Raw genomic sequence first — 14,449 nt, forward strand, 5'->3', positions numbered from 1 at the left:
AGATATACTTAAACTTTGGCGGACAGTCCAAGGAACTAGGGAGAGCAACCTGACGGCGACCCACTCTTGCCATGGGGAAAGCAGGAATGCCTCACCGTCCGACCTCGTTGATAGCCCTTGCCGTCGCCAGCATCTATTCGGCACCGGCGCTCGCCTCCTCGTCCGAGGATCCCACATCCGCAGTCACGGCCATTGCCGCCGATCCTGATCCAGCGACTGATCAGGGCCCTCAGGAGGAGGACCCGCCGTCGCAGCAGCAGGAAGTAGTTGTCATTGGTTCCCGCCGCACGGATCGAACGGTTGCCGAGAGTTCGGTTCCGATCGACGTGTTCTCCGAGGAGGTGCTCGAGAACCAGGCCTCGGGCGACATGAACCAGGTGCTGCGCAACCTGATGCCTTCGTTCAACGTCGGGCGCTTCGCCATCTCGGATGGTTCCACGTTCGTCCGCCCGCCGACGTTGCGCGGCCTGCCGCCCGACGAGATCCTCGTCCTTGTCAACGGCAAGCGCCGGCACCGCTCGGCGCTGGTTCAGCTGGGTGGCGGCAGCCTCGCCAGTGGCGCACAGGGGCCCGATCTTGCGCAGATCCCTACGATAGCAATCGACCGGATCGAGGTCCTGCGCGACGGTGCCGCCGCCCAATATGGCTCCGACGCGATCGCGGGCGTGATCAACTACAATTTGAAACGCGATCCAGGCTTCAAGGCGATCGCGCGCTATGGGCAATATTATGAAGGAGATGGTGAGAACTATCAGCTCGCTGCCAATGCCGGAGTCAAGCTCGGCGACAGCGGCTTTCTCAGCGTCAGCGGCGAATATCTGAACAGCGCGCAGACCAGCCGCGGCGGCCAGCGCTTCGGGGCCTATGCGCTCGGCGTTGCCCGGCCCGATTTGCTCCAGGGAATCCGAAATCCGGTACAGATTTTCGGCGATCCCGAGGTGGAGGCCTATCGCTTCTTCGCCAATAGCGCGATCGAGGCCGGGCCGGGCGAGTTCTACGTCTTCGGCAACTACGGCCATGCCGACCAGGCAGGTGACTTCAACTATCGCCAGTCGGTCACCGTCGCCCCGCCCTATCCAGCGGGGCTCGAGGATTGCAGCCGTGGCGCCTGCACCCGGAGCGGCGTGTTCAATACGATCTATCTCGATCGACTGCCCAACGGCACCTATGACGCCAACGGCGGCACCTTCAGCTACGCTTCGCTCTTCCCTTCGGGTTTCACGCCCCGGTTTATGGGGACGGTCACCGATTACTCGGCGGTTGGCGGCTATCGCGGCGCCTTCGAGATGGGGCTGACCTATGATCTCAGCGTCGGCTGGGGACGGAGCCAGATCGACTATTTCATGAACAACACGGTCAATCCATCGCTCGGCCCTGACTCTCCCACCGAATTCTTCCTCGGCTTCCTCCGCCAGACCGAGTTCAACATAAACCTCGACTTCACCATGCCGATCACGGTCGCCGGCGACACGCCGCTTACGCTCGCGTTCGGCGGCGAGCGGCGCGTCGAGGCGTACACGATCGGTCTCGGCGACGAGGCCGGCTATGCGATCGGGCCCTATGCCTTTCAGCAGCTTTCCAACGGATCGGTCGCCAGCCAGCCGATCGGCGCCAACGGCTTCCCTGGATATGGTCCCGATTCGGTCGTCCACGACAGTCGTGAGAGCTATGCTCTATATGTCGAGGCCGACGCCGATGCGACCGACGCGCTTACTCTCAGCTTCGCAGCGCGCTTCGAGCATTTCGAGGATTTCGGGGACACGCTGATCGGCAAGGTCACCGCGCGCTACGCATTTTCGGATGCCATCGCAATTCGCGGCGCCGCCAGCACTGGCTTCCGCGCGCCCACGCCCGGCCAACTCTTTACTACCAACGTCGCGACTCAGTTCCAAGGCTCGCAGCCGATCGAAACGGCGACCTATCCCGCCACCAATCCCGCGGCAGCTTTCTTCGGCGCCGAGGCGCTGGCCCCCGAAGAGTCGGCCAACCTCACCGCGGGCATGGTCCTCACCCCGGTGGACGGCCTCACGCTAACCGCTGATTACTACAACATCGAAGTCACCGACCGCATCGGCCTTTCGGGCAATTTCGACATCACCACCACGGCCCAGCGCGAAGCGCTGCGTGGGCTCGGCGTTGCGAACTGGGCTTCGCTCGGTCGCGTACGCTTCTTCACCAATGCCTTCGATACGCGAACCCAGGGCGTGGACCTGGTGGCCACATGGGTTGCAACCACGGGCTTCGGCCGGTTCAGCACCAGCGCGGCGTTCAACTGGAACGAGACCAAGGTCACTGATTTCGATCCCTCCATCATCTCGCGCGAGCGCAAGGGCGAGATCGAGAACCTCAATCCAAAATGGCGCGGCAACATCACCGAGACTTTCTCGTCGGGCGGGTTCGGACTCGTCGCGCGCGCCAACTATTATGGTCCGTTCACGTCCTATGCGACGACGGCAAACGGCGGCGATCTGCGTGTGGGGTCCGAATGGACCTTCGATCTCGAGGCGAGCTACGAGATTACCGAGAACTTCAAGCTCTCCGTCGGCGCCGAGAACCTCTTTGACAATTACCCCGATCTCAACATCCGCGCGCTCGGCGCTCCGAACTCCAACTGGTATCCGGTAACCGGCGCCACCGTCAGCGGTTCGCGCTACGTGGACGATTCGCCTTTCGGGTGGAACGGCGGCTTCTGGTACGCGCGGCTGGTCACCAGCTTCTAGTAGCTTCTCTCGCGCGCAAGGTGGCAGGGAGGATGCCGCCTTGCGCGTGGGATTGGCGGGCTAATGCTCGTTCAGGCTGGACAGCCTCAATTCCGCTTTGGCACCTCTACTGCATTGCCGGTGTAGCTGACCTCGGCGTCGAACGAATCCCCGGCCGCGGGCTTGCCGGCGGTGACCCATTTCACGCGAAGCGTACGCGTCGTGGGCATGCCCTGCCAGCCGGGGCCTTCGCGGCGGCCGAAGCGCACCGTTCCGGTCCGGTCATCGTAGCTGATCGGGATGCGCGAGAATGCACCCTCCTTATAGGCAGTCGACCGGCCGTCGTCCTCGTAGAGCGAGAAGCTGCCGTCGGCGCCGGTATAGACGACAACCGTCAGCGGCGCATCGCGGCGTTCGTCCACATATTGCGTGACCGGCCCCATCGGCACGATCGAGCCTGTACGCACGAAGAGCGGCATGTGCTCGAACGGCGCGTCCACCGTCGCCCTGGTGCCGCCGCGATAAACCCGGCCGGTGTCGAAGTCGTACCAGTCGCCATTGCCCGGGAAATAGACCGAGCGGCTGCGCGCCTTGTGTGCCGTTACTGGCGCGACGAGGAACGCCTTGCCGAACATATATTGGTCGTCGATCTTCCGCACCTGCGCATCAGCCGGGAAGTCGGCCGCGAGCGCGCGCATGATGCTGCCGTCCTTCATATAGGTGTCGGCGCCCAGCGTGTAGATATAGGGCATCAGCCGGTAGCGCAGCTCGGTGTAGCGGACCATCGAGGCGCGCATCGGCGAGCCCTCCGGGCTGATTTCGTAGATCTCGCGGTACGGGAACTCGCCGTGGCTGCGGAACAACGGACTGAACGCACCGAACTGGAACCAGCGCAGGTTGAGCTCGCGCCACTCCTCCAGGTCCGCAGCGGCCGGCGTCTTGGACGCGAAACGGTCCTCCAGCGCGAAGCCCCCGATGTCGTGCGTCCAGTTCGGGATGCCAGACATCGATGCATTGACGCCTGCCGAGATTTGCGCCCGGAAATCGAACCAGCGGCTGGCGATGTCGCCCGACCATATAGCCGCGCCGTAGCGCTGCAGCCCGGCAAAAGCAGAGCGCGTCAGAAGGAAGGGACGAACCGTCGGCTTGAACGCGGTCCAGCCATCATAGAAAGCCCGGGCGTTCAGCAGCGAATAGCTGTTGAAGAACTCGGCCGCCGGGCCCATCGCAGTGGGCCCCATGGTGTCGATCCGCTCCTCGATCGAGAGATTCGAGTGCATATCCGGTTCGGACGCGTCCGCCCACCAGGCATCGACTCCCAGCTTTGCCAGCCGATCCTCGATCTGCTTCCAGAAGATGCGGCGCCCCTCGGGCGAATAAGGATCGTAGAAGGTGTTGAGATAGCCCGGACCCACCCAATCCTTGTTCCCCTGGCGCAGATTGCCCTGATAGACCGCGCCCGCCGCGGCCAGTTCCTTGTAGGTATCGGTGGTCGGGTAGAATTTCGGCCAGACCGAGATCATGAAGTTCACATTGTCGGCATGGGCATCGGCGATCATCTTGGCCGGATCCGGAAAGCGCTCCGGATCGAAGCGGTGGCTGCCCCATTCCGGATCGCGCCAATAGCGCCAGTCGAGCACGATGTTGTCGAGCGGGATCTTGAGCTCGCGATATTTGTCGACCACCGCCGTCAGCTGGTCGGCAGTCTCGTAGCGCTGGCGCGACTGCCAAAAGCCATAGGCCCATTTGGGCAACATTTCGGACTTGCCGGTGATCTGACGATAGCCCGCGATCGCGCCGTCGATGCTGCCGCCCGGGATGAACCAATAGTCCTTGGCGCGGCCGACTTCGCTGGTGAACCAGATCGAGTGACGATCGGCATCTGGAAGCGGATCATTGTGGTAGAGCGCCATATAGCCGGCGTTCGGCTCCCACTCGATCCGGATCGCGACTGGCTTGCCCCCGGTCATCGGCAGATCGAAATTGGCGTACCAGGGATTCCAGTTCTGGCGCCAACGGTCGAGCACCAACTTCCCGTCGGCATAGAGTTTGAAATAGCTCGATGCGTAGAGCTGGAACTTGTGGGTGCCCGTGGCAGTCGACATCAGATCGCCAGTCCACACCACCGTCTGCTTCTGGACCGCATTACCTGCGGTATTCTGCCCGCCGGTCGCTGCGACCGTTTTCGCCTTCGCTGCCTCCGGCCAATTGGCCTGATCCTTGATGTACTGATAGTTGATCGTGGCTTCCTGACGGGTCAGCACCGGCTTGCCGTCGAGGAAATATTCGGCGCGCCATCCGGGCTTGCCGCCGCTCGTCACCTTCATGCCTTCGCCGACCATCCGATAGGGCTTGGGGTTGCCGAAGCGCGTGATCGAGTTGTTGTCCCAGAGCAGGCCGTAGCCGCGGGTGGACACGACGAACGGCACGCCGATGTCCATGTTGTGCTGGGCGAGCTCAACGTCCTCGCCGTTATAGTCCATCTGCGCATTCTGGTGCTGGCCCAGGCCGTGCAGCCCCTCGTCCGTCCCACGGTTGAACTGCTGCGAAACGCTCACATAGGGCTTGCCGTCGACACGGGTCGGCGCGAACTGGGCGGGTGCCGCCTCGGTCAGCAGCGGTTGACCAGCCGGATCGAGGAAGCGGACCTGGCCGGTGGCGAGGCTGATCTCGGCAGTCGCCTTGGCGGTCTTGACGCGCACCTGCCCTTGCGCCTCCGCGACGTCGAACGCGCCCGCAGCGGGTGGCTGGGCGACCATCAGACTCTCGGTGCGCGGGCCGCCGGCATCGCCCTTGGGCGTCGCCACGACGTGCATGATGCCGTCGCCATGCACCGTCAGCTCCAGGCTGGCCGCAGAACCGCTCGCAGGCGTGACCTTCACGCCCCCCTGGGTCCGCTCATAGGTTTGCGCATGCGCCGAAACCGTTGTGAGCCCGCTGCCAACCAGCAGCGCCACCGCAAATGCCTTCATCTTTTGCTCCAGTTCGTTTCTGCCAACATGCCCAGGATGATGCGTTGTCGGATCATTTGCCCTCCGCCGGATCGCCGTAAAACAAGCCGCGACCGTCGGTGCCAAGATAGACGCGGCCGGCCCGCCGGGGATCGCCCGAGATCACGCGGTAGCGCCCGCCCCAGCGATGCGCGTCGTCATCGATACGCGCCCAACTCTGCCCCAGATCGAGCGACCGCCAGACGCCGCGAACGCCGACCAGGGTGCCGACCGCGAACAGTGCGCCCTTGCCCAGCCCGAACAGCTCGACCGAGAGCGCTCCGCTCGCAGGCATGAAGGACGCCCCGCCATCGGTGCTGTGGAACAGCCGGTTGCCCGCCTGCAACCAGAGCGCGCCTTCCCGTCCGGGCTCAGCAAGCAACGCGCTCTGTGCCTCGCGGCCCTGCCGCCCGGCGGGCTTGAGGTCGGGCGGCAAGCCGCGCCCTTCCACCGGCGCAAAGCTCGCCGCTGCGTCGCGCGAGATGAGCAAGCGCCCGTTCGCCACGTCGACTGCATACCAGATATCCGGATTGACCTTGTCCGCCACCGCCCGCGTTCCGCCGGGCAGGCCACCGATCACCAACCAGCTTCGGCCTTTGTCGCGGGTAAGCTGTGGCACGGGCGTCGCCACCACCATGGTCGCGCCGTCTGCCGACACCGTGATCGGGTAGTCGCCGTTCAGATCTTCTCGCCGCGCGGGCTCGCCCATCGGCGGCACGTGCACCGGTGTCCAGGTTCGCCCGCCATCTTCCGATCGTCCGAGCGAAGCATCGCGGTGCCGATCGGCGTAGAGGCTGCCGCTGCGCACCAGCACATTCGGCGCGACGCCCGCATAGTCGAGATTGTTGGTGTTCGAGAGATACGGATTCACGAAACTCGGCTGCGGCGAGCGGTTCAGATCGTCATGGACGAAACCGGCCAGATCGCCAAAGCCTGAGATCAGCGGAGCACCGCCCGTCGGCGAGACCAGCGTGATGATCGCGGTCTGCTCGATGCCTTCCACCCAGGGCGCCCAGTCGACCGTGCCGGACTTGCGCAGCCCCCGCGTGGCATAGACGGTGGCGCCGGTCGTATAGACGACGTGGTTCGGATCGAAGGGGTCGATGGCGAGCCCCGAGATCCAATGGCCGAAGTCCGCGCCCTCGCCTTCGTGCAGCAGGAACGGAGTGGCGGAGACGTCGCGATGGCTGCGGGCCCCGACATCGTCCCAGCTCTGTCCGTCGTCGCGGCTGATCCACAGCGAGTCTCCGGCGCGATAGCGGTTGATCGTCGAGAGCGCGACGGTGCCCGGCGCCGAACGTGCCACTGCAACGCCGAAGAAGGCGCCCTCCGCACCGGTTTCGCGCCAGGCGGGCGGAGTCACGTCGCGCGCCCTCCCCTCCGGGCCATAGCGCCACACCGCGCCGGTCTTCACGCCACTCGGGCCGATGGCGCTGCCAAAGCCGACCCATAGCACGCCGCGCGTGTCGAGCACGCCCTTCGCCGCAAGCAGCTTCGGCCCTTCTACGGTTACCCAGCTCGCGCCGCCATCATCGGAGCGATAGACGGCTGCGGCACCGGGGTCGGCGACGCCGGCCCAAATGCGGCGCGAGGGCTGTCCGCGTATGCCGCCCGTCGGGTCGATCGCGACGAAGGAGACCCCACCATGCGTGGTCCGGCGCGCGGGCTTTTCGAGGCCCGCGACGGGAAACTGCGTCACCTTGCTCCAGGTCGCGCCGGCATCGTCGCTTCGCCACAATCCGTCGTGACGAGAGCCGAAGAACAGCCGCCGCGTATCGTTCGAGTCGACGGCGAGCCGCTCGCCCATGCCGCGGCCGTCCTCATTACCGCCCATGGCGAAAGGAACCGGCGTCACTCGCCACGTCCTGCCGCGATCGGCCGAACGCAGGATCGCCGCGGGCTGACCTGCGTTCATACCCGCGGCCATATAGACCACATCGGGGTCGCGCGGATCGGGCGCGATGCTCTCGATTCCCATATAGCTGGAGACGGCATTGTCGTCCTGCAGCGGAATCCAGCGCCGCGCCTTCGCGTCCCAGCGATACGCGCCGCCCATGTCGGTTCGCAGATAGGCCAGCCCGCGCTCGACCGGGCTGAACACGAGGTTGGGTGCGTATCCGCCGGCGCCGACCTTCACATTGGTCCAACGATACGGAGCCGCCTTCGGCCCAACCCTCTCCAGCGCTTGTGCATCGATCGCCCCGAGGGCGACCAGTGCGCCCGCGGCGGCCAGCATCCACGCTGTCACGAAGCCCGAACATTTCACAGTGAAGCCGCTCATGCCGCCCTGCTCGTCGGTGCCGCGCAGTGCCGCGCGATGAACTGCTCGTGCGTCGGCATGGCGGCTGCGGTCTTGCCGATCACGTCCCGGAGATGCGCCATGAAATGTCCGGTCTCCGTTGCCGGCAGGGCTGCGGCGAGTGGATCGAACCCTGCGGGCCGCAGTCGCTGCCCCAGCAGCACCGCGATCCAGCTATCCGGCGTGAAGAGTTCGCCCTGCTCGCGGAAGATGCGCGCATTGCCTGCCCAGAGCGCGAGCTTGGCAGCGAGAGAGGCTGGAATCTCCATCTCGCGGCAATGTTTCCAGAACGCGGAATCCGAACGCGACGTCGCATGATAGTGGAGGATGATGAAGTCGCGTACCTGCTCGTATTCGCGAAGCACCACGCGGTTATATTCGGCGATCTCGGCCGTATCGAAACCGCGATCCGGGAACAGCGTCATCAGCCGCACGATGCCCGATTGGATCAGGTGGATGCTGGTCGATTCGAGCGGCTCGAGGAAACCGCCCGCGAGCCCGATCGCAACGCAATTCTTCTCCCATAGTCGATCCCGTCGCCCCGCGATGAAGCGCAGTTGGCGAGGCTCGGCGAGCGCCTTCGCCTCTAGGCCGTCGAGGAGCATCTGCAGCGCCGCATCGTCGTCCAAATGTGCGCTCGAATAGACATGACCGTTGCCGACGCGATGCTGGAGCGGGAACCGCCAGCGCCAGCCGGCGGTTCCCGCGCTCGCCCGCGTATAGGGTGTGAGTGGTCCCTCGCGCTCGCTCGGAACGGCCCAGGCACGATCGCAGGGCAACCAGTGCTGCCAGCTCGTGAACGGCACTCCCAGCGTTTCGCCCAACAGCAGCGAGCGGAAACCGCTGCAATCGATGAAAAACTCGCCTTCGACGCGGTGCCCGTTGGCGAGTTGCACCGCCTGGATGAAGCCCGTCTTCGCATCCTGCTCGACCGAGGTGACGCGGCCATCGACGCGGACCACCCCATTCTCCTCGGCGAGCGAGCGGAGGAACCTGGCGTAGAGCCCGGCGTCGAAGTGAAACGCATAGGCTAGCGTCGAGAGCACCGCCTCGGGATTGACCACCGGCCGCGTGAAGCGGTCCAGCCGGGCCGCGACGGCCGAGAGGCAATAGTCGCTGATCGGGCCGGGATCGTCCGCGCCGCGGCCAAGGTTCGCCTGGCGCAGCCAGAGTTGATGGAAAGGCACGCCCGCCACGTCCCGGCCGTGGCTGCCGAACGGATGGATATATGCGTCGCCGATGTGGGCCCAGTCGCGGAACTCGATGCCCAGCTTGAACGTCGCCCCGGTCGCGCGGACGAACGCGTCTTCGTCGATGCCGAGCATGCGATTATAGTCGAGCAGCGTCGGGATCGTCGCCTCGCCCACGCCGACCGTGCCGATTTCTTCGGATTCCACCAGCGTCACCGAAACGCCGCCCACGACCAGCCGCGACAGCGCGGCCGCGGCCATCCAGCCCGCTGTGCCCCCACCGACAATGACGACCTTGGTGATGTTACGAGCGGGATCGATCATGCCGCTGCCGTCTTCGGGCCGAAACGGTGCTGCCTGGCATATTCCACCAGATCGCGGTTGGCCGGCAGGTTGGCAGCCGCATATTGGGCCTGGCGCCGGACCTCGGCAAAGGCGCGGCGCGCGTCGTCGTGGTAGCGCAGCGCCCCCGCCCGCCCGCTGAGGTCGGTTTTCCACCCCATGCCGTAGAGCACATATTGCCAGCTCGCCTCGGGGAAGATGTCCACGCCGGGATCGATGTCCAGTTCGTTGGGCGGACGGAAGCGCCAGCGATCGAGCATTTCGCGCAGGCTGTCGGGAACCGTCGCCTCTGCTGCATTGTCGCGCCAAAAGCCGGTGTCGCGACGAGCGGAGATGCAATAGTGCAGCTTGAGGAAATCGCGCGCCCGCTCGTAGCGGCGGCGCATGTTGGCGTTGAACTGGCGCGCCGAGGTCTCGTGCTCGCCGCTCCAGGGAAACAGATTGGCGATCAAGCCCGCGGCGACTTCCGCAAAGGCAATCCCCGTCGCCTCCAGCGGCTCGAAGAACCCGCTGGAAAGGCCGACCGCGACACAGTTCTTGTGCCAGTTGATCTCGCGGTATCCGGCGTCGAAGCGGAACTGGCGCACCTCGGCATTGCCGCCGGCGGGCCCCAGGTAGCGCCGCAGCGCCGTCTCGGCTTCCTCCTCGCTGCTGTGGTCCGAGGAATAGACATGGCCGATGCCGCGGCGCTGATCGAGACCGATGTCCCAGATCCAGCCTGCGTCCTGCGCCGTTGAGATAGTGAAGGACGCGATCGGATCGTGCGGGTCGGCGTAGGGCACCTGCGCGGCGATGGCGCGGTCGCAGAACAATATGTCGCGGCATGAGCGGAAGGGTATGCCGAGCGCCTTGCCGATCAGTTCGGCTCGGAAGCCTGTGCAGTCGATGTAGAGGTCGGCAGTCAGGGCGCCGTTGCGCTCGGTCTGCAGCTCGGCGATCGCGCCCTCGGCGTCGAGCCGCACCTCGCCTACCATGTCGATCAGGTGCCGCACGCCGTTCTTGACGGCCTGGTCGCGTAGCAAGCCCGCGAGCGCCACTGCGTCGAAGTGGAATGCGTAGTTGAGGGGGCCGACGTAGTCGGGATGCGTTGGCAGCTTGGGTGCCCGCCCCGCATCAGCCGTCTTCTTCTGCGGCGTGGCGACCTCGTCCCAATTCTCCGGGCCACCGAGTCCCAGCAGCCAATAGGGCAGCAACTCGATCCCGGTGCCGGTGTCCGCGACTTGGAACGGGTGCGAGAAATGATCGCGCGCGCCCTCCCCCGGCGCATCCCGCCAGCCGACGAACTTCACACCCTGCTTGAACGTAGCCCCGCACCGACGAACGAGTTCCGATTCGTCGACGCCGATCGTGGCGAGCGTCCGGCGGATGGTGGGGAACGTCCCCTCCCCCACACCGAGCACTCCGATCTCGCGCGATTCGACCAGGGTGATCGAAGCGCCTTCGGGGAGGTCAGCGCCCAGGCGCTTGGCCAGATAGCCGGCGGTCAGCCAGCCGGCCGTGCCGCCGCCAACGATCAGGACGCGCTTGCTCATGCGTACCCCATAAAGCGGGATGCCCGCCGGCGCACGGCCGGCGGGCACCAAAACTCAGAACGCCAGGTTGATCCCGGTGCTGATCCGCCGGTCGCTCTGGAACCAGCTGCGCCCGACCAGCTCGCCGCCCGGATAGCCGCCCATCACCGTGCGCTGGATCGAATTGGTCAGGTTGGTTCCCTGGATCCCGAACGAGAAGTTGTCGTTGACCTTGAACCGGATACCGGCGTCCAGCGAACCGTAGGCATCGCCGTAGACCGGCAGCGCGATCTGGATGGACTGGGTCGGTGCAGTTCCCGGCGCCGCATAGAAGCCGTAGCTCGGGTTGGTGCCGTTGCTGTTCGTCGACTGCAGATACCGCGACCGCCACGAATAGGCGATACGGGCGGAAATCGCCTTGCGCTCGTACAGCAGCGTCGCGTTGACGTTGTGCTTCGACAAGCCGACCAGCGGCGCATCATTGTGAATCACGCCGTTGATGTCGCGGTAGACGTCCCCGGGATTCTTGCTGTCGATGAAGGTGTAGTTGGCTTCGATGCCGAATCCGCTGAGCAGCCCGGGCAGCATGTCGAGGAAGGCGCGCCCGCCGATCTCGACGCCCTTGATCTCGGCCGCCTCCGACGAGTTGATATAGTCGGTCGCCGCTGCGGTGACCGTCTCGCTGGTCCCATCACCATATACCACCGTTACCTCGCGTTCGGTCAGCGAGAAGGTCGGGAGGTTCGTTATCCGTTTGTAGAAGGGCGCGATGTGGAATGCGGTGCCGGGCCGCGCATAATATTCGAACGACAGGTCGAAATTGCTCGACATCGCCGGCTTGAGCAGCGGATTGCCCGTGGACGCGGTAAAGTTGGTGAAGAACTCAGGCTCACCGGCGACGGGATTGTCGGTCGTCGCTACACCGACGGTTCCCGACGAGCGGAGTGCGTTGAAGGTCGGCAGGTCCATCGTGATGTTGAAGCCGGCGCGGATCTTCATCTTGTCCGTCGGCGCATAGTCGAAATTGATCGACGGAAGTACCCGCGTGAACTCCGCCTCGCCTCCGCGCGGCACCGCTGTGTCGGCCAGCGTCTGCTGCTGGCCATCGCGAATATAGGTCAGCGCATTCTGCTGGATGTAGCCGCTGCCTTCGTTGCGGATGTTGACGACGCGTACGCCGACATTGCCCGAGAGCCCTGGCGCATCAGTCGGGCCAAAGCGCGCCAACGCATAGCCTGCGATCGTGCGGGTCTTGTTGTCGACGCGGTCGATCGGAAGGATGAAGCCGGGCTGGCGAATGCCCGGCCGGCCGCCGTAGCCGGTGACCGGCAGCGGACCCGATGCAGAGCAGTTGGACTCGGTATCCACCGGGCAGAAACCCGCTGGCGGCGACGCAGTGAGCTGCTCGCGGTCGAAGCGCGAGGCGAGTTCCTCGGACGCGAACATCAGATTGCCGGGCAATGGGATCGCGCCGCGGAAGAAGTCCTTGAACGCATGATACTCGATGTCGCCCGGCGCCGCATTGGCATAGGTCAGCTGTGGATCGCCGTTCCAGCCGCGGCCGAGCGCCGCCCAGTTGTAGCCGTTGGCATAGTCGCGCTCGGTGCGCTCGGCGATGCGGCCGCCCGCCTTGATCGAGCGCAGGAAGCTGCCGTCGAACTCATATTCGAGATCGAGGTTCGCAGCGTCGAGGCGGCCCGTGTTGTCCTCGTTGTGCGGCATCGACGCCGACCAGAAATAATTCGCGGGATCGGCGAACGATGCCTGGGTTGCCGGCGACACGGTGATCTTCGGAAGATCGCCCGTCAGGTCCATGCCGAAGCTCTGGCCGAACGCGATGTCGCGGAAGATGTCGAGCCGGTCGTATTTCTGCGACGAATCCACGCGCTGCAGCGCAGCGCGGATCGACAGCGGGCCGTCCTCAGGCTCCCAGGCAAAGGAGAACGAATAGTCACGCGTGACTGTGTTGCTCTTCACGAAGCCCTTGTTGCCGCCGCTGTTCACGGGCGAAGCGCTGGGCAGGAAGGTCGATTGATCGCGATTGAACAGCGCATCTGTCCGCAGCAGCAATCCGTTCTCGTCGAATTCGCTGTTGGCCGGATCGACCGCAAGCGTCTGCGACGAGACCTGGGCGCCATAATCGCTCGACTGGCTCTTGTAGCGCGATTGGAAGAAGGTGCCGGTGAGAGTCAGCGAGTCCGAGGGCGCCCACTGCACCGCACCGTAGATGCCGTAGCGGCGGTACTGGAACGCTTCGTCGCCATAGGTGAAGCCGCCCGGAACATAATAGTCGCTGCCGTCGATCCGCGTCTTGAAATAGGGCTCGGTGCGGATGAACTGCGAGAGAGAGCTGAACTGGCTGTACGCGACGTCGGCAAGGATGCCGATGCGGCCGATGCCGGTTTCGAAGGTATCGGTCACCAGGATCGAACCGGCAGGGTCGGCCTTGTTCGCCATGTCGCCCACGCTGAGCTCGGCATTGGCCGCCACGTGGAAATCGCCGTTGAAGTCGAATGGCATCTTGGTGCGCAGATCGATCTGGCCACCCGTACCGCCTTCGATGAGGTCGGCCGTGGAGGCCTTGTAGACGTCGACGGCGGCCATCAGCTCGGGCGTGACGTCGCTCCAGAGCAGTGCCCGGCCGTTGTTGGCGCTGAAGATCTCGCGCCCGTTGAGGCGCGACGCGACGCCGGTGAGGCCGCGCACCTGCACGCCGGACCCTTGAACCGAGAAGTGATCGGGATCGCCCAGCGCGGCGAAGCGGACGATCGAGACGCCCGAAACACGCTGCAGCACTTCGGTGATGGAGTTGTCGGGCAGCTTGCCCGCATCGTCGGCGACCACTGAATTGATGATGGTTTCGCTGCGGCGCTTGCGCTCGTCCGCAGCCTCGAGTGCGGCGCGGCGACCGGTGACAACGATGTCATCATCGGGCGAAGCAACCTGCTGATCAACGGCTTCCTGTCCCGGGGCGGTAGCTTGGGTCGCATCGGGTGAGACCGCTTGCGCCCATGCGCTGCCGCTTGCGCCGGCGGCTAGGAGCGCGAGTATGGACACTCCAGCACGGGCGGTGATCAGGCTGCCATTGCGGGCACGCGTCGTCGACATTTTCGAGTTCATTCATCCTCCCCTACGCTGCGCGAAAGGCGCCAAGCTTCTGGAAACGCAGGATTCGAATGCCCTGCTAGCGCTAACATACAAGGAGGATTCGCAGGTCACAACTTTTTTGTAGGACTAATCCACATTCACTGTTGAAAATGAACCGATGAAATGGCGCGGCACTTGATCATTCTTGCTGCTAGGCCTGTGAAGAAAGCGGTTTCAGCAGCACTATTGCCGCTTGGAAATTAACTCAGACAACTTGAGTGTCGAGAGATGGTCCCCGCCTTCGCGTGCATCGCCGTCGTTGCCAACAGCA

6 protein-coding genes are annotated in these 14,449 nt (G+C 64.7%); 1 reads left to right on the forward strand and 5 read right to left on the reverse strand.

The features are described from left to right. The first annotated feature begins 86 nt into the window (after positions 1-86). Positions 87-2,720, forward strand: coding sequence for a TonB-dependent receptor plug domain-containing protein (locus ACMGDH_RS08170; protein ID WP_436827450.1), 2,634 nt, complete (start codon positions 87-89; stop codon positions 2,718-2,720). 86 nt (positions 2,721-2,806) lie between these two features. Here the strand turns inward: ACMGDH_RS08170 and ACMGDH_RS08175 are convergent, their stop codons facing one another. From ACMGDH_RS08175 to ACMGDH_RS08195, 5 genes are read right to left on the reverse strand one after another with little or no spacing between them, the layout of a single operon-like run. Further along, positions 2,807-5,671: a TIM-barrel domain-containing protein gene (locus ACMGDH_RS08175; RefSeq protein WP_436827451.1), complete on the reverse strand. Its 2,865-nt coding sequence runs from the start codon at positions 5,669-5,671 to the stop codon at positions 2,807-2,809. 52 nt (positions 5,672-5,723) lie between these two features. Then, positions 5,724-7,970, reverse strand: a complete 2,247-nt coding sequence (locus tag ACMGDH_RS08180; RefSeq protein ID WP_436827452.1) for a beta propeller repeat protein — start codon at positions 7,968-7,970, stop codon at positions 5,724-5,726. Further along, positions 7,967-9,502 carry a tryptophan halogenase family protein gene (locus ACMGDH_RS08185; protein ID WP_436827453.1) on the reverse strand — a complete coding sequence of 512 codons (1,536 nt, stop codon included), beginning with the start codon at positions 9,500-9,502 and terminating at the stop codon, positions 7,967-7,969. The genes ACMGDH_RS08180 and ACMGDH_RS08185 overlap by 4 nt, the downstream gene beginning before the upstream one ends. Beyond that, entirely contained in the window at positions 9,499-11,052 is a 1,554-nt protein-coding gene (locus tag ACMGDH_RS08190; RefSeq protein ID WP_436827454.1) for a tryptophan halogenase family protein, read from the reverse strand. The genes ACMGDH_RS08185 and ACMGDH_RS08190 overlap by 4 nt, the downstream gene beginning before the upstream one ends. Positions 11,053-11,106: 54 nt before the next feature. Beyond that, on the reverse strand, positions 11,107-14,151 hold the full coding sequence (locus ACMGDH_RS08195) for a TonB-dependent receptor (protein ID WP_436827455.1): 3,045 nt from the start codon (positions 14,149-14,151) through the stop codon (positions 11,107-11,109). Positions 14,152-14,449 lie beyond the last annotated feature (298 nt).

The sequence above is a fragment of the Sphingomonas radicis genome (genome assembly GCF_051400635.1).
Taxonomy (GTDB): Bacteria; Pseudomonadota; Alphaproteobacteria; order Sphingomonadales; family Sphingomonadaceae; genus Sphingomonas.